This window comes from Rhizobium sp. T1470 (assembly GCF_042140505.1).
Taxonomy (GTDB): Bacteria; Pseudomonadota; Alphaproteobacteria; order Rhizobiales; family Rhizobiaceae; genus Rhizobium; species Rhizobium favelukesii.
Genome location: NZ_CP148091.1, coordinates 2,997,852 through 3,020,264 on the forward strand (window position 1 = coordinate 2,997,852; position 22,413 = coordinate 3,020,264).

19 protein-coding genes and 2 pseudogenes are annotated in these 22,413 nt (G+C 60.1%); 5 read left to right on the forward strand and 16 right to left on the reverse strand.

The annotated features are described in order from the left end of the window. Nucleotides 1–61: 61 nt before the first annotated feature. A complete protein-coding gene (locus WGT02_RS15135; RefSeq protein WP_208250041.1) occupies nucleotides 62–514 on the forward strand; it encodes a VOC family protein in 453 nt (150 codons plus the stop codon). Here the strand turns inward: WGT02_RS15135 and WGT02_RS15140 are convergent. Further along, entirely contained in the window at nucleotides 502–1,521 is a 1,020-nt protein-coding gene (locus WGT02_RS15140; protein WP_037069890.1) for a LysR substrate-binding domain-containing protein, read from the reverse strand. The two genes, WGT02_RS15135 and WGT02_RS15140, sit on opposite strands and share 13 nt — an antisense overlap. A 487-nt stretch (nucleotides 1,522–2,008) precedes the next feature. On the opposite strand from WGT02_RS15140, the pseudogene WGT02_RS15145 reads away from it, so the two are divergent. Then, nucleotides 2,009–3,012: pseudogene (locus tag WGT02_RS15145) on the forward strand (porin). A gap of 240 nt (nucleotides 3,013–3,252) precedes the next feature. On the opposite strand, the gene WGT02_RS15150 reads toward WGT02_RS15145, so the two are convergent. The 13 genes and pseudogenes from WGT02_RS15150 to dnaG form a co-directional block, all read right to left on the reverse strand. Beyond that, nucleotides 3,253–3,633, reverse strand: coding sequence for a DUF427 domain-containing protein (locus WGT02_RS15150; protein WP_024317050.1), 381 nt, complete (start codon nucleotides 3,631–3,633; stop codon nucleotides 3,253–3,255). A 136-nt stretch (nucleotides 3,634–3,769) separates the two neighbouring features. Next, nucleotides 3,770–4,657: a DMT family transporter gene (locus tag WGT02_RS15155; RefSeq protein ID WP_208250040.1), complete on the reverse strand. Its 888-nt coding sequence runs from the start codon at nucleotides 4,655–4,657 to the stop codon at nucleotides 3,770–3,772. A 69-nt stretch (nucleotides 4,658–4,726) separates the two neighbouring features. After that, on the reverse strand, nucleotides 4,727–5,527 hold the full coding sequence (locus WGT02_RS15160) for an AraC family transcriptional regulator (protein WP_024317052.1): 801 nt from the start codon (nucleotides 5,525–5,527) through the stop codon (nucleotides 4,727–4,729). A 118-nt stretch (nucleotides 5,528–5,645) separates the two neighbouring features. Beyond that, entirely contained in the window at nucleotides 5,646–5,807 is a 162-nt protein-coding gene (locus WGT02_RS15165) for a hypothetical protein (protein WP_167546210.1), read from the reverse strand. An 80-nt stretch (nucleotides 5,808–5,887) separates the two neighbouring features. Continuing rightward, the gene (locus WGT02_RS15170; RefSeq protein WP_208250039.1) at nucleotides 5,888–7,075 is read right to left on the reverse strand and encodes a DUF930 domain-containing protein; all 1,188 of its coding nucleotides are present in this window, start codon (nucleotides 7,073–7,075) and stop codon (nucleotides 5,888–5,890) included. A 158-nt stretch (nucleotides 7,076–7,233) separates the two neighbouring features. After that, a complete protein-coding gene (locus tag WGT02_RS15175) occupies nucleotides 7,234–7,527 on the reverse strand; it encodes a GYD domain-containing protein (RefSeq protein ID WP_007790116.1) in 294 nt (97 codons plus the stop codon). A 208-nt stretch (nucleotides 7,528–7,735) separates the two neighbouring features. Then, nucleotides 7,736–9,790 carry an RNA polymerase sigma factor RpoD gene (rpoD, locus tag WGT02_RS15180; RefSeq protein WP_024317054.1) on the reverse strand — a complete coding sequence of 685 codons (2,055 nt, stop codon included), beginning with the start codon at nucleotides 9,788–9,790 and terminating at the stop codon, nucleotides 7,736–7,738. 456 nt (nucleotides 9,791–10,246) lie between these two features. After that, on the reverse strand, nucleotides 10,247–10,594 hold the full coding sequence (locus WGT02_RS15185) for a GFA family protein (RefSeq protein ID WP_024317055.1): 348 nt from the start codon (nucleotides 10,592–10,594) through the stop codon (nucleotides 10,247–10,249). Nucleotides 10,595–10,603: 9 nt separating this feature from the next. Continuing rightward, nucleotides 10,604–11,641 carry an L-threonine 3-dehydrogenase gene (gene tdh, locus WGT02_RS15190; RefSeq protein ID WP_024317056.1) on the reverse strand — a complete coding sequence of 346 codons (1,038 nt, stop codon included), beginning with the start codon at nucleotides 11,639–11,641 and terminating at the stop codon, nucleotides 10,604–10,606. Nucleotides 11,642–11,662: 21 nt separating this feature from the next. After that, on the reverse strand, nucleotides 11,663–12,850 hold the full coding sequence (locus WGT02_RS15195) for a glycine C-acetyltransferase (protein WP_024317057.1): 1,188 nt from the start codon (nucleotides 12,848–12,850) through the stop codon (nucleotides 11,663–11,665). 70 nt (nucleotides 12,851–12,920) lie between these two features. Beyond that, a pseudogene (locus tag WGT02_RS15200) lies at nucleotides 12,921–13,636 on the reverse strand (class I SAM-dependent methyltransferase). 125 nt (nucleotides 13,637–13,761) lie between these two features. Further along, nucleotides 13,762–15,615 (reverse strand): DNA helicase RecQ, encoded by a 1,854-nt coding sequence (gene recQ, locus WGT02_RS15205; RefSeq protein ID WP_208250038.1) that lies wholly within the window; start codon nucleotides 15,613–15,615, stop codon nucleotides 13,762–13,764. Then, nucleotides 15,615–17,600 carry a DNA primase gene (gene dnaG, locus WGT02_RS15210; RefSeq protein ID WP_208250037.1) on the reverse strand — a complete coding sequence of 662 codons (1,986 nt, stop codon included), beginning with the start codon at nucleotides 17,598–17,600 and terminating at the stop codon, nucleotides 15,615–15,617. The genes recQ and dnaG overlap by 1 nt, the downstream gene beginning before the upstream one ends. A 672-nt stretch (nucleotides 17,601–18,272) precedes the next feature. On the opposite strand from dnaG, the gene WGT02_RS15215 reads away from it, so the two are divergent. Beyond that, nucleotides 18,273–19,151 (forward strand): hypothetical protein, encoded by an 879-nt coding sequence (locus WGT02_RS15215; RefSeq protein ID WP_208250036.1) that lies wholly within the window; start codon nucleotides 18,273–18,275, stop codon nucleotides 19,149–19,151. On the opposite strand, the gene WGT02_RS15220 is transcribed toward WGT02_RS15215, so the two are convergent. After that, a complete protein-coding gene (locus tag WGT02_RS15220; protein WP_024317061.1) occupies nucleotides 19,152–19,604 on the reverse strand; it encodes a GatB/YqeY domain-containing protein in 453 nt (150 codons plus the stop codon). It lies immediately after the preceding gene. A gap of 273 nt (nucleotides 19,605–19,877) precedes the next feature. Here WGT02_RS15220 and carA point away from each other — a divergent pair, with 273 nt between their 5' ends. Continuing rightward, on the forward strand, nucleotides 19,878–21,083 hold the full coding sequence (gene carA, locus WGT02_RS15225) for a glutamine-hydrolyzing carbamoyl-phosphate synthase small subunit (protein ID WP_024317062.1): 1,206 nt from the start codon (nucleotides 19,878–19,880) through the stop codon (nucleotides 21,081–21,083). Nucleotides 21,084–21,372: 289 nt separating this feature from the next. Here carA and WGT02_RS15230 read toward each other — a convergent pair whose 3' ends face one another. Next, the gene (locus WGT02_RS15230) at nucleotides 21,373–21,615 is read right to left on the reverse strand and encodes a GNAT family N-acetyltransferase (RefSeq protein ID WP_225039695.1); all 243 of its coding nucleotides are present in this window, start codon (nucleotides 21,613–21,615) and stop codon (nucleotides 21,373–21,375) included. A gap of 504 nt (nucleotides 21,616–22,119) precedes the next feature. On the opposite strand from WGT02_RS15230, the gene WGT02_RS15235 reads away from it, so the two are divergent. Continuing rightward, complete coding sequence (locus WGT02_RS15235; protein WP_024317063.1) at nucleotides 22,120–22,413, forward strand: hypothetical protein; 294 nt, start codon at nucleotides 22,120–22,122, stop codon at nucleotides 22,411–22,413.

Consider the following 22,413-nt stretch of genomic DNA (forward strand, 5'->3'; position numbering starts at 1 on the left):
TTGTCGGCACTCCTCCTCTTTCGGCGTCCTTGCCACAGATGAAGCGCCAGGAGGACAACCGATGCAGAAGATCACGCCTTGCCTTTGGTTCGATAACCAGCTCGACGACGCCATCAGCTTTTATAGGACGATATTCAAGAACGCCGGGGACCCGCAGGTGAAGCGAGGCCCGGATGGAAAGGCATTTGCCGCGACGTTCGACCTGGAAGGCCAGCAGTTCATGGGCCTGAACGGCGGCCCTCAGTTCAAGTTCAGTGAGGCCGTCTCATTCTTCGTTCGTTGCAAGGATCAGGCAGAGGTCGACTATTACTGGGAACGGTTGCTCGATGGCGGCAAGCCGCAGCAATGCGGCTGGCTGAAGGACCGGTTCGGCGTCTCCTGGCAGATCATACCCGACGCGCTGATGCGCTATCTCAACGATCCGGACGCAGAAAAGGCCATGCGTGCGCAGGCTGCGATGATGCAGATGGTGAAGATCGATATAGCGGCGCTCGACGAAGCCTACGCAGGCTGAGCGCTGGACATCTCGACAAGCCGGGTCTGATCCTTCGCCTGTGCCTGTGTCTCGGCCTCCTGGCATTGCGTGGTGAGGCGCAGGCTTCGGAACCGCTCGACGAGAAAATCGACGAGCGCGCGAACGGCTGTCGGCAGTCCCCGGGTTGCGGTGAAGACCAGGTAGATCGTCGCCTGGGACATCTGGTGATTGGGCAGAAGGCGCACGAGCCTGCCATCGCGAATTCCCTCGGCGCAGATATGGTCGGGCAGAAGCCCGACCCCTATCCCGGCGTATATCGCTTCCAGCACGGCCGCGACGCTGCGGCAGCTCATGCGCGGCTTGTGCTGATGCCGGTATCGGGTGCCATCGGGTCCAGTGAACTCCCAGACATCCCAGTCCTGCCACTCCGTCAGCGGCCCGGCAAAAGACACCGTCGGAGCGTCGGCGAGGCATTCGACGCCTTCGATCGACGGCAGTGAACGCGCAACTTTCTGGTTCGCCACAAGGATCAGATCCACCTTGCTGAGCACACGCATCGTCAGTTCGGAATCCGTCTCTTCGGCCAATTGCGCGCGAACCGCGAGATCGAGGCGCTCGTTGATGATGTCGACCCGTCGATCCGTACTGAGTATCTGCAGCTGAACCTTGGGGTAACGGTTGAGAAACTCCGGGATCATTGCGCCAAGCGAGCCATCCAGCAAACCGTGAGGCACGCTTATACGAATCTGCCCCTGCGGTTCACCGGTCGCATCGTTGATGGCCTTGGCGGCGCGATCTGCCTCGCGCAGCATGTTTTCGCAGTGATTGTAGAAGGCACGTCCGATGTCCGTCACGCGGAATCGATTGACCGTCCGCTCCAGTAGCCTGACGCCTAGTCTTGCCTCCAGTGCTGTTATGTGCCGGCTGAGCTTCGATTTCGGCATGTTCAGCACCCGCCCGGCGGCGGAAAAGCCATTGTGACGGACGACGGCGGCAAAATAGACGAAATCGTTCAGATCCTGGAAAACACCCTCTGCGTTCAGCATCGGGGCACCCCTTTCAGTCAGCTCGATAGGCCTGCGATCGTTATCGCTTACCGCTACTAAGGGGTGATGCCAACCGCATGGAACGAGAATTCGTTCCAAATTTGGAACACTGCGTTCCAATCCGTGCCCTTCAATTTGGCCTTTGGCGGGACTACTTGCGGTGCGATTTCCTTTGGCGCCGTTGCGATGATGGCGTTAGACGCGCTCCTACGAGCCCGCCGAGAACAGCATGACGATGGCGATGCGCCGTACAGCTGCGACGCTGCGGAATCGCGAGCTTAAGCGTTTGATATTGTTACAAAAAAGCAACAGAAACCATCAAAGAACCGTCGCAAACCGGGATTTCGTTACAGGCAGAATTGATAGATTTAATCAAGGATGAAATTAAGGCTTCAGCGGTTCGCTGATCCGCCAGCCGAAAGGCAAACTACCGGAACGGCCCCATCTCCCCTGGCGGCGGTTCAATCGAAAAGGAAATGGATTTCAAATGAACATACGGATGGCTTTGTTGACCTCCGCCGCAGCGTTTGCTGCTGCGTCTACGCCGGTCTTTGCTGCGGACGCAATCGTCGCAGCTGAACCCGAGCCGGTTGAATACGTCCGCGTCTGCGACGCGTACGGCACAGGCTACTTCTACATCCCGGGCACCGAAACCTGCCTCAAGGTCAATACGGCGGCCCGGATGAGAAGGGTACGTCGGACTGGAACGCCTTCACACGCGCCCAGGTTCAGTTCACGGCCAAGAGCGACACGGAATATGGTCCGCTGACCGGCGTGATCGTTTTCCGTAACAACGGCGACAACGCTTCGACCAGCACCATTTTGGACTCGGCATACATTGATATCGCCGGTTTGCGCGCTGGTCTGTTCTACAGCTGGTGGGATGACGACCTTTCAGGCGAGCCAGACGTCCTGTCCAGCTTCGAGACGCTGCACAACTCCATTCGCTACCAGTACGAGAACGGCGATTTCTACGCCGGTATCAGCGTAGACGAGCTTGAAGACGGCTATTACAAGACTGGCGAAAACCCGAACAACGTCGGCGTTGCCTTCGGCATCGGCGGCAAGGCTGGCGCGATCAGCTACCAGGTTATCGGCGGTTACGACACCGACAACGAAGAAGGTGCTGTGCGCGGCATGCTTTTCGCTGATATCGGCCCGGGCACGCTCGGCCTGGCAGCTGTCTATGCGTCTGGCCCGAACTCCTACTACTCTCAGTCGGAATGGACGGTTGCCGCCGAATACGCGATCAAGGCTACCGACAAGTGGACGATTACCCCGATCGCCCAGTACTTCGGTAACTATGTGCCTGATCTTAACACCTTCCACGGCGACTCCTTCGACGGTCTGGGCGATGCATGGAAGGTCGGCATCACCGTCGACTATCAGATTGCCGACAATCTCTACGCCAAGGCAACGGTCGACTACACCGACCCGGACGACGCCGACGAAGTGACCAAGGGCTTCTTCCGCCTGCAGCGCGCGTTCTAATTCGAAATCCCGGCGCCCTGGATCAACCTTGGGCGCCGCCCAGTATTGCGTTTTCTGATCCGTTTGACCTCCGATCAGTTACGGGGACTGGTCCGGTTTCCCTGCCGGACCGTCCTTGCTTTTCCTCCCAAGCATGCCACGCTTCCGCAGCAAGATATCTCGATCAATCAGATGCCATGGGGCAGAACGGTTCCGATATCGAACAACGCTGCTTCAACTCGCCACCGGTGGCGCGCCACACTAACCCGAAAACTCCTCGATAGAGTCCACCCGATCGGGATAGAAGGCGAGATGCTCCTTGATCTCGCTGACCGCGGCATACGGATCTTCATAGGTCCAGATCGCGTTCCCCGCAGTGTCACCACCCGAAACGATGTTGAAATACGAGGCCTCCCCCTTATAGGGGCAAGAGGTATGGTGGTCACTTCGGGTCAGGAGCGCCATGTTGACATCAGCGCGCGGTATGTATTGCACGGCGGGATAGGACGCTTCCTTCAGCGTCAACGCGTTGCGACTGTCGGCAATGACCTGACCGCCGAGCTTTACGACGACGCGCGCCGGATTGGGCCTGACGGTGATTGGATGATCGGGACCAGGTATCTTCATCGGTTGTGCAGACATCGACAGCTCCTTTCGGCCAGACATCAGATATAGGGACCGACGTGGCGAATTTCATGGGCCGGTCGGACGAACGGAATCGCGCTGGCTTCATACGCGTGGCGAACCTGCGCGCATCGTATTGTGCCTTGGCCGCGTTCTACCTCGCCATTGTCGCCCGTCGCTGAAGCGCCCCGAGCGCCAGGACAGCCGCCAACACGCACCCGACGCCGCCGATCTGGTATTTGGACAGCGGTTCACCGAGGATCCCGAAGGCCAGCAACAGCGCTGAGACCGGTGCGACTGCTGTGAAGAGCGACGCCTCAACACCACTCACACGCTCCGCCCCCGCATACCAGAGAATGAAGCCGGCAACAGTCGGCACGAGTGCGTAGTAAATCACCGCCGACATTGCACTTGCAGGCAACGCGCTCGGCACGCCCTCCACCACGAGGGCCGCGACCATGGCGACAATGAAGCCGATCCCCGTCATCAATGCGGATTGCGTCAGCGCCGGGATCGGTGAACTGAGGTTCTTGTTCAGGAGTATGAACAGGCTTTCGCAGATCACGGCTCCGAAAACCAGCGCGTTGCCAAGGAGGGATCCACTCCCTGCGTCGGGCGAAAGAGCAATGAAGAGAACACCGGCTGCCGCCAGCGCGATCGCCAATACCATCGATGAATGTGGTCGCTCGCCCAAAACCGCGACGGAAAGCGCCCCGGCGACGACCGGCAGCGTTCCAATGATGACGCCCGCGTCGGCGGCGGTCGTCAGCCTCAGGCCCGAGATCAGCAAGGTTGTGTAGCCAACGCTACCGGCACCAGCCTGAACGACGAGGATGATCCAGTCGCGAGGCGGCAAGCCTGGCAAGCGCGTCCGGGTCATCCACATCAACAGCACGAAGAACGGGAAGGCCGTGGCGAAGCGCAGAGCTGTTGCCGTGAGTGGCGGCATGCCTGACGCAATGACCCGGCTTGCGATGACCGTGCTGCCGACTGTGATCATCGCCAGGGTCAGATAGAGGTAACCTTGCAAATGTCGCTGCATCGTCTTCTCCTGTTTGCGCAGAAGAAAGACGAAAACCGCACGGCGATCTTGTATGAAATTGCAGCGCAGTCAGGCGACCGCATTGGCATAGGCGCGCGGGGACACGCCGTACTTGCGCACAAACACCCGCGTCATATGGCTTTGGTCGACGAAGCCGCTGGCCACGGCAGCCTCAGCCAAGGGCGCGCCGCCGGCAATCAGGTGTCGGGCAAGATGGATGCGGCGCTGGACCAAATAAGCGTGTGGTGTCATGCCGGTCGCCTTGGCAAAACCGCGCAACACCTGAAATCGGCTGAGCCGGCTTGCGCAGGCGAGATCGGACAGCGAGATTGCGACCGTCGGATCGCAGTCGATCATCTCCTGCGCGGTCCGGATGGAGTGAGGCGCAGCCTGCCGTTCATCCGGCACGACCTTTGCAACGACACGGGCGACGAGTTCAAGAAGGACTTCCTCAAGCTGCAGTCGATGCCCTCCTGCGCTGGTCACCAGCGCAAAGGCTGCCTCGAAGCATGCCGCAATCGCCTTGTCATGCAGTACCGGATGCGAAATCTCGACAGCCGATCGCCGCCCCTGCGTGATCTCGCAGACATTGGCAGCGATCATATCGGGATTGAAGTAGAGGATCCGCCACGATCTGCCCCCACCAATCGGCATGCCATCATGCACTTCGTTCGGATTGACCGTGATGATATCGCCGGCACCCGCCTCAACCATCCCTCGGCCGCTCAGGGACTTTTGCGCACCTGACGAAACCAGCCCGATGCCGAACTGCTCATGCGTATGGCGCGCAAAGCTTTGGTTGCTATCCGCAGCCACGGCCTCGATGCCGGGAACGACCGACCTGAACATGCGAAATTGACTGCGAGCCATGTCTGCGCTTCCGAGGTAACAACGCATAGTGCCAGCACAAGCCACTGAAAACAACGGTGAGCGAAATCGGTCGATGCAGCGATCCCGTCAAGGCTTCAAAACTGGTCAGCCTGACCACTCAATGGATCGTTTCGCGAACATCGTCGTCGGCAAGAATCGCAAAGACGTCCTCAAGCGCGGCGACCAGGATGTCGGTGAGCTCGTCGCCGCGGCTCTCGACAAAGGCCGCCTTGGTTGCCTCATCCTGCAATTCGAAGAAGCGCTCGATCTCGTTCGACATCTCATTGTCCTTTCACGCGCCACCGACATGTGGCGATGGGACAAAGCTATCCCGGCAGTCTTGTGCCGAACTGGCGACAACTAGTCCATCGGGAAACGGCGGCTGGCCCATTCGCTTCTCGGAACAGGATTGCCGACAGCAAGGCCGAACGATTTGACCTTCGTTGCTCCATCGTCCACCTCGCAACGGAAGCTGACATCATACCAGCGCCCCGCAGCCCGGAACGCGCCCCGCTTTACCTGAAGAACCGTTCCCTTTGAAAGACGGTAGGACGGCAAGAGTTCCGGCCGATACGATGGAGCCCCATGCATCAACTGCTGTCGAAGCTCACTGCCGCAGAGCTGATCCACCCGTGCGCCACGCGGCAAATCACCCATTGCGGTTCGCGCTACCGGGTCGTTGGTCATATTTTGCGAGAACAATGTCTTCGCCTCGGTCAGTTCGAGCGGCTTGTCCGCCGCGGCAGTGGCCGTCGCATCGGGTTTTGCTGCAGCGGGCGGCTTTCCCTGCTGGAAACTCGTCTTGGCGTCGCTTGCAGTTCCGGCGGCGGGGCCATTTTTCTCGGCATGGTTCTCCGCCAGGTCCACCTGCGGGAGTTCGACATCCTCAGGAACCGGATTGGCTGGCGGCTCCTCGCTTTCGGGTGCCTTGGCTGCTTGCGCAGTTTCCTCTGGCTTCGTTTGATCCTTAAGGGGTTCCGGCTTGGGCTCAGCTGAAGGAGGCGCCACATCTGGCTTCACGCCCGCGACGGACGCATCTCCCTCATTGGATTTTTCTGGTCCGGTATCCTTGTCGCCAAATTCGACCACCGGTCGCAGCACCGACAGGGGTTGCGACTTGCCGGCCTGCTCCTTGGACTGGGCATTTTCTGCAGCCGCCGCTTCCGGCGGTTTTTCCGGTGGCTTCTCTTCCGGTGCCTTTGCCTCCTGCAACGGGGGTGGCGGCGGAGGCGGCGGCGGTTGCTCGGCCTTTGCCTCCTTCGGCGGCTCCGCAGGCGTCTCGGCCGGCTTTTCTTCGGCTTTCTTCTCCTCCGGTTTCGGCTCCTCGGGCTTGGGCTCTTCCGGCATCTTCAGCTCCGGCGGCTTTTCCTCGGGCTTCTTTTCCTCCGGCGGCGGCACGAGGTCGACGCTGACGGTTTCCTCCTCCGGGTGGGGAGCAGGCACGGGCAGCTTCACGAGAAAGAAGGCGACGACGGCAAGGTGCAACAGCACGGAGGCAAAGATGCCCCAGCCGAACGCTCCCCATTTTTTTGCCGAAACCTGCTGCATGCCTACGAACGATGCCCTACGCCACGCTACCGATGTGGCCTTTTAAGAAGGCATCATCAAGCCATAAAACAAAAAAGCCTCGCGCTCCACGGACGCAATGCGTCGGCGCAGGACACGATCCACATATTTGCCAGCAGCAGGCCCGGCAGCCCGACAAATCAGCCCAGCGAACCTATGATCTCGCGATAGGCGGCCTCCGGAAATGCCTTCAATGTCCGCGTGCGCACATTGCCAGCCATTCCAAGAGACAGGTTGAAACGGGCCATCACGGCATCGTCAGGTGCCTCGCATACGGCGACAAGGTCATGATCGCCCATCGTCAGGAAGAAATTTTGGAAGGAGCCGCCCATGTCGCCAAGCAGCTTCTTTGCCGCGTCCAAGCGCTTTGTCGAGTCGCGAACGTTGCGAATGCCCTGATCCGTCCAATTGATAAGCACGATGTAAGTGGTCATTGCACACCTCCCAACGGAGGGTCTTGGCCCACGCAACAGGCTATGGCGACCTCGCTCATGCGCTGTGGTCGGTCCCTTCCCCCGTGGGGTGCACCTTACTCCTGTCCCCGTTCGACAACAAGAAACACCACGGCCCGCAGATGCGCGCCGAAAGCAAAAAGCCGGGCACACGGCCCGGCTCTTTGATGCGTTTAGCGACGACCAAATCCTAACTGTCCAGGAAGCTGCGGAGCTTTCTGGAGCGGCTCGGATGCTTCAGCTTGCGCAGCGCCTTTGCTTCGATCTGACGGATACGCTCGCGGGTGACCGAGAACTGCTGGCCGACTTCTTCGAGCGTGTGGTCGGTATTCATGCCGATGCCGAAACGCATACGCAGAACGCGTTCTTCGCGCGGTGTCAGTGATGCCAGAACGCGGGTCGTCGTTTCGCGCAGGTTCGCCTGGATGGCGGCGTCGATCGGCAGCAGCGCGTTCTTGTCCTCGATGAAATCGCCGAGGTGTGAATCCTCTTCGTCGCCCACCGGGGTTTCGAGCGAGATCGGTTCCTTGGCGATCTTGAGGACCTTGCGGACCTTTTCGAGCGGCATTGCGAGCTTTTCGGCCAGTTCTTCCGGCGTCGGCTCGCGGCCAATCTCGTGCAGCATTTGGCGCGACGTGCGGACGATCTTGTTGATCGTCTCGATCATGTGCACCGGAATGCGGATCGTGCGGGCCTGGTCGGCGATCGAGCGGGTGATCGCCTGACGGATCCACCACGTCGCATAGGTCGAGAACTTGTAACCGCGGCGGTATTCGAACTTGTCTACCGCCTTCATCAGGCCGATGTTGCCCTCCTGAATGAGGTCGAGGAACTGCAGACCGCGGTTCGTGTACTTCTTGGCAATGGAGATGACGAGGCGAAGATTCGCTTCGACCATTTCCTTCTTGGCGATGCGCGCTTCGCGCTCGCCCTTCTGCACCATGTGCACGATGCGGCGGAATTCCGAGATCGAAATGCCGGTTTCCGTTGCGAGATTCTGGATCTCCTGGCGGATGTCGCGGATCGTCGTGTTTTCGCCCTTGGCGAATTCCTTCCAGCCGCGGGCGGCCAGATTGCCGATCGACTTCATCCAGTTCGGATCGAGCTCGGCGCCCTGATACTGTTCGAGGAAACTATCGCGCTTGACGCCGTAGGATTCAGCCAGACGCAGCAGGCGGCCTTCGTTCTGAACGAGGCGCTTGTTGATGTCGTAAAGCTGCTCAACGAGGGCGTCGATGCGGTTTTGATTCAGCGACAGAGACTTGACGGCCTTGATAAGCTCATCCTTGAGCTCCTTATAACGGCGCTCCTGGGCGGACGACAGCGTGCCGGTCGCGGCAAGGCGCTGTTCGACCTGCTGATCCTGAAGCTTGCGCAGCTTCTTGTAGGTCTCGGCGATGATGTCGAGCGTTTCCATGACCTGTGGGCGCAGTTCCGCTTCCATGGCGGCGAGCGACAGGTTGGACTCGTCTTCGTCCTCTTCCTCTTCCTCAGGAGGCAGGCCCTCGCCGCCGACATTGGTAATGTCGTCGTCGCCGGAACGGACGCGGCGCGTCTTTTCCTTTTCTTCGGCAGCCTTGCGGTCAGCCTCGATCTTCTCAGGGCTCTGGAACTGCGGCGCAGCCTTGGCTTCCGGACCGGAATAGGTCGTTTCGAGATCGATGATCTCGCGAAGCAGCGTCGTGCCTTCGTTCAGTTCGTCACGCCAGATGATCAGCGCCTGGAACGTCAGCGGGCTCTCACAGAGACCACCGATCATCGTTTCGCGGCCGGCCTCGATGCGCTTGGCGATCGCAATTTCGCCTTCGCGCGACAGAAGCTCCACCGAGCCCATCTCGCGCAGGTACATGCGCACCGGATCGTCGGTACGGTCGGTCGGCTCCTTCTTCTTGGCGGTCGCAAGGGCGGTACCGCCAGAAGGGGCCAGTTCGCCGCCTTCGCTTTCGTCGTCGGAGCTGGAATCGTCGTCGTCGCCACCTGTGGCGCCGGCCTCTTCGGCTTCCTCGTCCTCGATGACGTTGATGCCCATATCGGACAGCATCGACATCGTGTCTTCGATCTGCTCGGACGTCACCTCTTCGGACGGCAGGACAGCATTCAGCTCGTCCATCGTCACATAGCCGCGTTTCTTCGCGGCCTTGATCATCTTCTTGACCGCGTCATCGGAAAGATCGAGAAGAGGGCCGTCGGTGCCGCCGTCGCGTTCGACTTCCGCTTCTTCGTTCTCTTTGACCTTGGTTGCCATTTATGTCGTCGCCTTCCTGACGCTATTCAAACTCGCCGCAGTGAACGGCCGCACGCAGCCGATACGCGGCAAACGACCGTCTCGAATCACCTAGTCCCACCTAACGGGATGAGATTTAATGCCTGATTAACCACGATTGCCGGCGACGGACGACAGAGCTTAAAAGTCATCATATGTCCGGCCATGGTTGTGCGATCCGCCCTTGACCCAGTTCACCGCTTTCCAAGTCGAACGGTGATTCCCATATTTTTTGTTCTCGTCAAGCTTTTCTAGCAAAAAAGCCTCAGAAAACCCCGAAAAAGCCTTATCCACAGGTCCGGAACCGCTCAAGCGATTGCCAAGCATAGATAGGATGTCACCACGAGAAGACAAGAGCAGCGGACATTCTTCTTGAACGGCAAAGTTGCCGCCAAGAACCGTTTGCCCGCCGCTAGTTGTTCGATCCGGGTCGAAAGCTTAGTGAGACTGCCCATCCCAGGGTTGGATCTCTAGACTTGCAAGATCGACAGCGGGAATGCAGCGGACGTTGATGCACGCCATCTCGGCGCCATCAGGCATTTTGGCTTCGGCGAAAGGAGCAATCCCGCATGTGTCGCAGAAGCGGTGCTGAATGGTGCGCGTATTGAACGTATAGGTCGACAGGCTCTCACGCGGCGTTTTCAGCGTGAACTTGTCGCGCGCAACGAAGGCGAGCAGTCCTCCGCGCCGCCGGCAAAGTGAACAATTGCAATCAAGGGCGGAGGTGAACTCCCCGTCCACTTCAAACGCGATTTTGCCGCAATGGCAGCTTCCCTCGTAAATCATAAATCCCCCTCAGTTCCAATCCATAACAACCTTGCCGGAATTGCCGGAGCGCATCGCCTCGAACCCCTCACGGAAGTCATCGATGCCGATCCGGTGCGTAATGACGGGCGACAAATCCAGCCCCCCCTGCACGAAGGCTATCATCTTGTACCAGGTCTCGAACATCTCGCGACCATAGATGCCCTTCAGATTAAGCATCTTGAAGATGACTTTGTTCCAGTCGATCTCGAAGCCGGCGGGTGCGATGCCGAGGATGGCGATCTTGCCGCCATTGTTCATCTTGTCGATCATGTCGCGGAACGCCGGTGCGGCGCCGGACATTTCCAGCCCGACGTCGAAGCCCTCGGTCATGCCGATCAACTTCATGACATCGGCAAGGTTCTCCTTCGAGGCGTCGACGACATAGTCGATGCCAAGCTTGCGGGCGAGCTCGAGCCGGTGCGGGTTGATATCGGTGATGACGACCTTGCGCGCCCCCGATCGCTTGGCGACCAGCGCCCCCATGATGCCGATCGGGCCAGCGCCGGTGACAAGCACGTCCTCGCCGACGAGATCGAAGGACAGCGCCGTGTGCACCGCGTTGCCGAATGGATCGAAGATCGCGGCTATCTCGTCTGGAATATCATCCGGGATTGGCACCACGTTCGCCTCGGGAATGCAGACGAACTCTCCGAAGGAACCGGGGCGGTTGACGCCGACGCCCAGCGTATTGCGGCAGAGATGCCCCCTGCCTGCGCGGCAGTTGCGGCACTTGCCGCAGACGATATGTCCCTCGCCGGAGACCCGCTCGCCGACATGGTATTTCGTTACCGCCGAGCCAATCTGTGCGATCTCGCCGCAGAATTCGTGGCCAACCACCATCGGCACCGGAATGGTCTTCCGCGCCCACTGGTCCCAGTTCCAGATATGCACATCGGTGCCGCAGATCGCGGATTTTTTCACCTTGATCAGCACATCGTTCGGCCCGACCTCGGGAACGGGAACATGCTCCATCCAAAGCCCGACCTCCGGCTTCGCCTTGACCAGTGCCTTCATCATGTTCGACATGATCTTACTCTCCCAAACCCTTTAGATGACACCGAGTTCGCGGCCAGCTTCCGCGAAGGCTGCAATCGTCCGTTCGACGTCCGCACGCGAATGCGCGGCCGACATCTGCGTGCGGATGCGTGCCTGCCCTTTCGGCACAACCGGGAAGGAGAAGCCGATCACGTAGACGCCCTTTTTCAACATCAGTGCCGCCATGTCCTGCGCCAGCTTGGCATCGCCAAGCATGACCGGAATAATCGGATGCCCCTCGCCGGCAAGCGTGAAGCCAAGCTTCGTCATCTCGGAGCGGAACAGCATCGCATTTTCCGTCAGCCGCTCGCGCAGCGCGGCACCATTCTCGATGAGATCGAATACCTTGAGGGATGCAGCGGCAATGACTGGCGCCAGCGTGTTCGAAAACAGATAGGGACGCGACCGCTGGCGGAGCCACTCGACCGTTTCCGCCTTGGCCGCGGTATAGCCGCCGGAAGCACCGCCGAGAGCCTTGCCGAGCGTGCCGGTGATGATGTCGATCCGGCCTTCGACCCCGCAATGCTCGGCTGACCCACGCCCATGCTTGCCGACGAAGCCGACGGCGTGGCTGTCATCGACCATGACCATCGCACCATACTTCTCGGCCAGATCACAGACGCCCTGCAGATTGGCGATGATGCCGTCCATCGAGAAGACACCATCGGTGGCGATCAGCTTGAAGCGACTGCCTTGCGCCTTCTTCAGTTCCTCCTCCAGCGCTGACATGTCGTTGTTGGCATAGCGGAAGCGCTTGGCCTTCGAGAGGCGCACGCCGTCGATGATCGAGGCATGGTTCAACGCGTCCGAGATGATCGCATCCTCCTCGCCGAGCAGGGTCTCGAAGAGGCCGCCGTTGGCGTCGAAACAGGAGGAATAGAGGATCGTGTCTTCCATGCCGAGGAAGGAGGAAATGCGCGCCTCGAGCTGCTTGTGCTCCTCCTGCGTGCCGCAGATGAAGCGCACTGAGGCCATGCCATAGCCATAGCGGTCGAGCGCCTTCTTCCCCGCCTCGGCAAGCTCTTCGTTGTCGGCGAGCCCGAGGTAGTTGTTGGCGCAGAAATTCAGAACCCGCTCGCCCGAAGCAACGGCGATCTCGCCCGCCTGCTTCGACGTGATGACACGCTCGGACTTGTAAAGCCCGGCGTCCTTCAGTGCAGCAAGTTCGGTACGGAGGTGGGAGAGAAATTGCGAGGTCATTGAGTGCCCTTCTTGTGATGTTTCCCGATGCCCTGCACTAGCACATAGCCAAGCGCCTGTCTTGCCGTCGTCAACGCTGTGCGGCGATCAACAAAAACATCGGCCGGTCCATCTCTTCTGCCCATTCGGGACGCGCACAACTGCTCGTCGCTCGGCCGCCACGCCTCGACGTGGCGGAGCGAAAAGCCAGCAGCGATCAGCGTGTTCAGTCGTCCCCAGCATGCGATACTCTTTGGCGACACCCTTGGCGAACCAATCCGTCGTGCGCTGCCCTGGCGCAAACAGCCGTCAAGCGGCCAGATCCGGCGCCCCTCGCCATCCACCGCCCAAGCGGGATTGCCCGGCGCCATAGAGATCGGATGCTCGATCAAAAAAGACGACATCGGCGCCCGGCACACGTGCACGGTGGATCGTGGCAGACAGGCGGGTAAAATCCTCGATATCGTGAAATGCCAAAGAGCTATAGCCCAGATCGAACGAAGCCGGCAGCAACTGCGGCCTCTCCAGATTCGCGATCTCGTCGCTGACCGAATGATTGACGGTATGGCGTCGCGCCCGGTCGATCATTCGCTCCGAGATATCGAAGCCGAAGACGCTTTTTGCACCCTGCCGGGCGGCACAACGGGCAAACCAGCCAGAGCCGCAACCGAGATCGACGATCCGCGTGCCGTGCAGATCCGGTAGCACTGCCTGGATCGATTCCCAGTGCGCGCCGTCGAGGCCGTGCAGAGACCGCGAAAGCTGGCTGGCCTGTCGAACCAGCACGCGATAAAGGCCGCGCACCAGCGGTGACCCACAGCCCTTCCGACGTCCATCGGGGAGACGCGGTGGGCCGGCCGCCGAGCGACCTGGATGAGTATACGCCTGGGATCACTCCAGGTCGCATCGCGATTATAGGCGTTCGCAGCTGCCTAGTCGTGGCTGAGGATCACGTCCAGAAACGCATCGCCGTAGCGTTCGAGCTTAGACTGGCCGACGCCTAAGATGGCGAGCATCTCCTTGTGCGTTCGCGGCCGCTCGGTCGCGAAAGCGATGAGCGTCGTATCGGGAAAGACGACATACGGTGGCACGCCGAGCGAGCGTGCAATCGCCGTCCGCTCCGTGCGCAAAGCGTCGAACAGGACACCGTCGCCACCAGACAGAACGGAGCGCGGCTCGACCTGCGCCGTTCGTTTCGAGCGACGTTCGGCAGCCGGACGATCCTTGCGGAAAAAGACCGGTCGTTCGCGCTTGAAAACGGCGCGGGCCTCCGGCTCCAGCTTCAGGGCGCCAAACGCCTCGTGATCGACGCGGACCAGTCCCATCGCAAGCAGTTGCCGAAATACCGATTGCCACGTGCGGGCCGGCAGATCGTTTCCGGCCCCGAAGACCGGCATCGTGGTGTGGCCGAAGCGTTCCGTCTTCTCGTTGACATGACCGAGCAGCACGTCGACCACATGTCCGGTACCGAACCGCTCGCCCGTCCGGTAGACCGCGGCAAGCGCCTTGATCGCCGCCTCGGTCCCGTCCCAGGTTTCGACCGGCTTCAAACAGCTATCGCAGCCGCCGCAATTGCCCGCATGGGCCTCGCCAAAGTGCGCAAGGATCGCCTGGCGGCGGCACGAAGCGGTCTCGCAGATCGCCAGCAGTGCATTGAGCTTGGAGCGCTCGACACGCTTGATCTCGTCGGCGGCGGCTCCCTCGTCGATCATCCGTCGGCGCTGGATGACGTCGGCCATGCCGTAGGCCATCCACACTTCCGAAGGCAGGCCATCGCGCCCGGCGCGGCCGGTTTCCTGATAATAGGCCTCGACGGAACCCGGCAGATCGAGATGCGCCACATAACGCACGTTCGGCTTGTCGATCCCCATGCCAAAAGCAACGGTGGCGACAAGGCACAGGTCTTCCTCTTTCAGAAAGGCATCCTGGTTGGCATCACGAAGCGCCCTGTCCATGCCGGCGTGATAGGGGAGCGCGCGAATACCCTGCCCGTTCAGCCACTCGGCCGTATCCTCGACCTTGGCGCGCGACAGGCAGTAGACGATACCGCTGTTGCCTTTGTGTCCGGAGAGAAAGCGCAGCAGCTGCTTTCGCGGCTGGTCGCGCTCGACGATTTCGTAAGAGATGTTCGGTCGGTCGAAACTGGTGGTGAATACCTTCGCATTGCTCAAGCCAAGCCGTTGCGCGATGTCGTCGCGTGTATGCGGGTCAGCGGTCGCCGTCAGCGCGATGCGCGGCACCCCGGGATAGTGTTCCGCAAGCCTGCCGAGTTCGCGATACTCCGGCCGGAAATCATGTCCCCATTGGGACACACAATGCGCCTCGTCTATGGCAAAGAGCGCGATCTTCGAATTGCCGATGGTGTCACGGAAGCCATCCATGAGAATGCGTTCCGGCGTCACATAGAGAAGGTCGAGCTTGCCCGCCGATAGCGCCCGTCGAACTTCCATGAACGCCTCTCGCGACAGGGAAGAGTTCAGCGCCGCTGCACGGATACCGAGCTGCTTCATCGCCTCCACCTGATCGCGCATCAGCGCAATCAACGGCGAAACGACAATGCCGACGCCCTCGCGGCAGAGCGCTGGAATCTGGAAGCACAGCGACTTGCCGGCCCCCGTCGGAAAAAGAACGACGGCATCGCCGCCGGAGACGACATGCTCGACCACCTGCTGTTGCTTGCCGCGGAAGGCGGGATAGCCGTAGACACGGTTGAGAATGCCAAGAGGCGAGCGCTCGGCACCGAACAACGCATCGCCAGCGGAAAATTGCCGATCTGGCGCTCCCATCAATGGCTCGCCGCTCCCTTGACGCGGCCGGAGAGCACGCCGAAACCATCGATGATGGCTTCCTGGTTCTCGAGGCGAAGCCCCTCGAAATGGACCTCCTGCAGCGCGCGCATCAGCTGGTCGATCACCTCGCCGTTGCCGGCCTCGGTCGCCTCGGCGATCTCGCGTTCGAGCTCGATCTTCTGGAAACGCAGAGCTTTGGCGCGTTTGTGGAAAGCGAGCGCCTGCCGGTAACCCTCGCGCGCATCCTCCATCGCTGCCTCGGCCGTGGCGATCCAGAGGCGGGCATTGCGGATCTGCTGCTCGAGCCCCTGCAACAGCGAGCCGAAGCCCTGCTCTTCCATGCGCTCCAGCAGATACTCGCGCGTCAGACGCGGCCCGGCGACGGTGGCAGCAGCCCCGAGCATGACGGACCAGAGCCGCTGAAGCTCGCGGTTGTCGTAATCGATCGAGGCGATCTCGTCATATTCGTCCTGCATCAAGGCTGGATGATTGATGACCGTCAGCGCCAGCACGCTCTCTCGCAAAGCAGGTGTTTCCTGATGGCCACGAACCAGACCGGAGCGGGCCAGCCGATCGGAGATGCCGCCGCCGGAAAGGCGCGGGCCGCGCGGCCCCTCGTTGCCGCGGCCGCGACCTTGGCCAGCGCCGCGATCGAAACTTCGCCGTTCGCCGCCGCGGCTCTGGAATTGCGGCTGGAAGAAGCCGTTCAGGCGGTCGCGCATGTCCTGCTGGTAGTGACGACGCACGTTTTCATCGGCGATGACCGTCACCAGCTGCTTTAACCGCGCTTCGAGCTCGGCCTTGGCTTCGGGCGTCTCGAACTGCCCCGTATTGATTTCACGGCTCCAGATCATCTCGGCCAGCGGCTTGGCCTGGCTCATCACCTTGTCGAAGGGCGCGCGGCCTTCGTTGCGCACCAAATCGTCCGGATCCTTGCCATCGGGCAGCAGGGCAAAACGCACGGTGCGCCCCGGCTTGATATGCGGCAAAGCCAGATCGGCCGCGCGATTGGCGGCGCGAATACCGGCGCCATCGCCATCGAAGCAAAGCACCGGCTGCGGTGTCATCTTCCAGAGGAGTTCGAGTTGGTTCTCGGTCAATGCCGTGCCGAGCGGCGCCACGGCATTCTCGACGCCCGCCTGGTGCAGCCCGATCACATCCATATAGCCTTCGACGGCGATGATCGTGGCCTCGCTGTTCGCGCCCTGTGTCGCCCGCCGGGCGCGCGCGAAATTGTAAAGTACATTGCCCTTGTGGAAGAGCTCCGTCTCATTGGAATTGAGATACTTGGCTGGAGCGTCCGGCGACATGGCACGGCCACCGAACGCAATGACCTTCTCGCGCGACGACAGGATCGGAAACATGATGCGGTCGCGGAAACGATCGTAGGAGACCGGCACCTCGGGTCCGTGCACAACAAGCCCGCAGGCCTCGATCTGGTCCTTCGCAACGCCCTTGCCCGCCAGGAACTCCTTCAATGCATTGCGACTGTCGGGCGCAAAGCCCAGCCGGAACGTCTCGATCGTCCGTCCCGTCAGCCCGCGATCGCGCAGATAAGCGCGCGCCCGCGCGCCGTTTGCCGTCTGCAGCTGATCCTGAAAGAACGTGGTCGCAAGCTCCATCACATCGAGAAGCGAGGTGCGCTCCTTCTCGCGCTTCTCCATGACCGGATCGGCAATCGGCATGGCGACGCCCGCCATGTCGGCGATCTGCTGCACGGCCTCCGGGAAGCTCAACCCCTCCAGATCGGTGAGGAATCGGAAGTGATCGCCGGTCACGCCGCAGCCGAAGCAGTGGTAGCGCCCCTTCCGGTCCTCGCAGTGGAAGCTCGGCGACTTCTCGCCATGAAACGGGCAGCAGGCCCAATAGTCCGCGCGCGAGACATTGGTCTTGCGCTTGTCCCAGCTCACACGACGGCCAATCACGTCCGAAATCGGCACGCGATCGCGTATCTCGTCGAGAAAGGAATTGGAAAAGCGCATGTGAACCTCTTAACAGGGGTCCATATAAGCAGGTTCATCAGCACATGCCACGGCATTTGGCCAAAAGACGCGCTATTCACAGGACTGCCGCGCCTTCAGAACCATCATCGGACGAGCGTTCAAAAATGCGTTACCATGCCTGCGACAGGGGGTGCGACATTGAGGATCGCGCCCCCCGTTTTGCGTGTATGCGAGCCGGCGTCTTGAGCGCGCCAACCTTTGGCTTTCGTCAAAAATCGGTTGCAGAACAATAGCTTCCTATCTGCCCGGAACGACGAATAGCCATCGCGAAACCGCCGCCTTCAGCATGAAGGACACATCTAAGGCAGGCTGCGTCGCCAATCATTATTTTTTTGTAATTTGAATCACTTGCCGCATCGCAATACCGTCATCTCCAACAAAGCGATCCCCGAGCGAGGCACCATCCCTACCCCCGGCGCCGCCTCGCAAGGGTGTCTTTGCTAATATTCGCTGGCTTGGATCTCGGTCCTGCGTCGCCACCGGAAGCAAAGAGCAAGAAGGCAGGAGCACCCCCAGCTCCTGCCTTCTTTAATTTCACGCAACGGTTTTATTTTTGATATTTCCGCGTCCACTATTGGCCCTGGAAAGCCCTGGAAGGCATTGACAGTCACCATCCTATGCCTAATGAAAGCGACCTATCGGGATGGTCGCATGCCACATAAAGTTGAAAATTTTCTAGAAAGCGACGCCTTCTTCGTGGCCGTGTTGCATTGCGCCCGCGAAATGCTGTCGATCTATCGCGAGAGCCCGCGCATCGCATCGATCTTTGCCGCGCAACGGCGCTGGCTGATGGCCCATGCCGGCTTCGCCCTTCATTTCGGCTACCCCGGCGAACCGAAACTCGGCCTTTATTCGGGCCGTTTCATCGCCTTCGTCGTGGCCAACAAAATTGCAAGCCGCAATACCGCCGCGGCCTTTATCCAGGAAATGCGCGCCTACCGGTTCCTTCGCCCGGTCGAGAGTACAAGCGACAAGCGCACGCGCCTGTTGGAGCCGACGGAAACGGCCCACGAGCACTTTTTCAAGTGGCTCACCACCCATCTTCTCATTCTCGACAGTCTGGACGGCGGCAACCGGCTGGACCGGTTCAACGCCGATCCGTCAGCCTTTTCCAAGCTGCAGCCGCTGATTTCCAAGGCGATCATCGATAGCGACGCCGTGCGCGACCCCGGCGCAACATACAATCTGTTCAACTGGGCCAATTCCGGCGGTCTCATCATGGACTACCTGATGAGCCGCATCGGCAACTTCGATCGCAGCTCGGAACGGGCCTACATCGGGCCGCTGTCACTCAAGGAAATCCGCGACCAGTTCATGATCTCCAACACGCACCTCAAGCGCCTGCTGACGCAGGCGTCCGAAATGGGAAGTGTGGGCTGGGCGCAGCCGCCCTACAAGGGCGATACCTGGTTGTCGCGCGGCTTTGTCATGGAGTACTGGGGCTATCAGGCAGCAAAGTTCGCGGTTGTCGATGCCGCCGCAGAGGCAGTGCTGGGGCCTGCCGCCAGAAAAACGGCGAGCGTGCGCTGATCAGTTCAGCAGTTCCTTGACGGCGCCGGAGGCCTTGGAGAAGTCCATCTGGCCGGCATAGCGCTCCTTCAGGACAGCCATCACCTTGCCCATATCTTTCGGGCCGGCGGCACCGATCTCGGCGATGATCGCGGCGATGTTTTTGCGAACCTCTGCGTCGGAGAGCTGCTTCGGCAGGAAATCCTGGAGCACGACAATTTCGGCGCGTTCCTTGGCTGCCAATTCCGGACGTGCGTTTTCTTCGTAGATCTTCGCCGATTCGTCGCGCTGCTTCACCATCTTGGCGAGGATCTGCAGAATCTCGTCGTCGCTCGCCTCTGCCTTTCCGGCGCCGCGATTGGCGATATCCCGGTCCTTGACGGCGGCCTGAATCAGGCGAACGGTCGAAAGCCGTTCGGCATTCTTGGACTTCATGGCATCCTTGAGGGCGGCGGCGAGTTGATCGCGCAACATTATGGTCACTCCTGTTTGAATGCCGCTTCATAAACCACGCGAATGCTTGGGATCAAATAAATTGCGGAAAATGGCGGCAGAAAGCGCGAGAAAACCCGCAGAATGTGCGGTACAAAGATTGACCTCGCGCAATAGCGTGGCTATTTACCGCCACCTGCACCAAAATTCGTGATCAGGCCTGAGAGCGCGCGCCTTGCCGCGCGCATACGCTTGCGAACCAAATGGCCGGCCAACGTTGCCCAAGAACGTGTGGCTGCCGGAAACGGGATGAAGATGACCGCAACAGCACCCTGGACAACCGAAAAGCCGACCGCCCTGCTCGTTCTTTCAGACGGAACCGTCATCGAAGGCAAGGGCATCGGCGCGACCGGCAAGGTACAGGCCGAAGTGGTCTTCAACACAGCACTGACCGGCTACGAGGAGATCATGACCGATCCCTCCTATCTCGGCCAGATCGTCACCTTCACCTTCCCGCATATCGGCAATATCGGCACCAACGACGAAGACATCGAAGACCTGACGCCGGCAGCACGCCACGGCGCCGTCGGCGTCATCTTCAAGGCCGAGATCACCGAACCGTCCAACTATCGCGCCGCCAAGCATCTCGATGCCTGGCTGAAGGCCCGCGGCATCATCGGCCTTTGCGGCGTCGACACTCGTGCCCTGACGGCCTGGATCCGCGAGAACGGCTCGCCCAACGCCGTCATCGCCCACGACCAAAACGGTGTCTTCGACGTGGAGACGCTGAAGGCCGAAGCCAAGGCCTGGAGCGGCCTCGAAGGGCTCGACCTCGCCAAGATCGCCTCCTCGGGCCAGTCCTCGCAATGGGCGCAGACCCCGTGGATCTGGAACGAGGGCTATGGCGAACTCGCCCCCGAAAATGCCAGGTACCACGTCGTCTGCCTCGACTACGGCGTCAAGCGCAACATCCTGCGCCTGTTTGCCGGCCTCGACTGCAAGGTCACGGTGATGCCGGCAACGACGAGTGCTGAGGACGTGCTGGCCATGCAGCCGGACGGCATCTTCCTTTCGAACGGCCCGGGTGATCCGGCAGCAACCGGCGAATATGCCGTTCCCGTCATCCAGAAGCTGATCAAGACCGACATCCCGGTCTTCGGCATCTGCCTTGGCCACCAGATGCTGGGCCTGGCGCTCGGCGCCAAGACCGAGAAGATGCACCAGGGGCATCACGGCGCCAACCATCCGGTGAAGGACCACACGACAGGCAAGGTCGAGATCGTCTCGATGAACCACGGCTTCGCGGTCGACACGAAGTCTTTGCCCGATGGCATTGAGGAGACTCACGTTTCGCTCTTCGACGGCACCAACTGCGGCCTGCGCGTCGCCGGCAAGCCGATCTTCTCCGTCCAGCACCATCCGGAAGCCTCCCCAGGCCCGCAGGACAGCCACTACCTCTTCCGCCGCTTCGTCAATCTGGTGCGCCAGAAGAAGGGCGAGGAAGCCCTCGCCGAGCGCTGAGAGGCATCCGTTCGCTCAATTCGAAAGCCCACTTCTGAAGCCAACCCCTCATTCAGATGTGGAATACATAAGCTCGCAAAAGTCGGGTCGCTGAACTCCAGCTTTTGCGACCTTGTTCCGCTGATAAGTTCGAAGGGGCCAAGGTTGGGAATGGACTTGGCGGAAGGACCGTTGCGCTTGCTCAAAGCCGGCCAGGCTATCTGATAACCATTTCCATGGAACGCGTCGCCTCTTCCAAGCCCCTCGGTGTTGGTTCAAACGGTTTGCACTCTTGAAATCCGAATTTGCGCTAAAGGGAGATGGCATCCTTCATGAACGCAATCGTCACGAGGTTCACTTTTTGGAACTTGGACTGCTCGATAGCATCAAGCGCGGTCGCAAGCAGGCGGGTTCCTGCGCCTTTTCCTCTTCCTTCCGGACGCACGAAGAGTTTGATGATTTGGGCACATCTCCACGACTGACGTGGCCGATGCAACCTAAAACGACTGAGCCGACCTGAGCGAGGTACATGCCGGTGTTCGGTAATGTGCACATTTCCAACAAGCTTGCGACATCGTCAGAATAGTAGGCAGAAATCACGTCCTCCGACGGAAGACCGAGCGCATCGCATTGTGCAACATCCCACCGGCCCATCTCCGCGATGAGCGCGTGGGCTTCATAGAAGTCAGCAAGCGTCCGTGCCTTTGTAATGACAACCATCGCACGCCCATGATGTGAGGTTCGGCGAGGCTTTACGTTCGTATTGCATATGGTCGCGAGACTAGCACAATCAAAAGTAGCTGTCTGCCTTCCCTTTTGAGCTGAGAAAAGCTTAGCGAAAATCTCTTCGGCAAGGAGTGCCCCGGCCTCCGGCGAGTGGGTTCAGGCTCCAATGTGATTCCCACTCCACATTTCGGCTAAAGGCTGGGCTTCAAAAACGGTGTTTTTTCGTTTTTGAGCTATTGCCCTCAACTATGGCTGGCGCGCCCGCCGCATCGATATCCGTTTGAATAGTGTCGAGAGTCCTGATTTACTGACTCTGATCAGGGAGGCGGCCATGAGATGCGTGGTTCTGGCAGTTGCGTGCTTGGTCCCGACGGTATTGCTTGCCGCCGGGCCCGTGAAGGTCGATGCAAAAGATCACAGCTGTGCGCAGCTTGCGCAGATTATCCGCCAGTCCAAAAAGGTCTATGTACGCCTCGGCTTCGGGGGCCGGAATTTTCGCTATCCGCCGGCCCAATGCGGGCCTGGGGATAAGCTGAGCACTACCAGTTTGCGTGATGGCACCGGCAGGCAATGTCTCCTGGACTACGCCTGTGTGAATGATCCGATGTCGATGTACAATTACTAA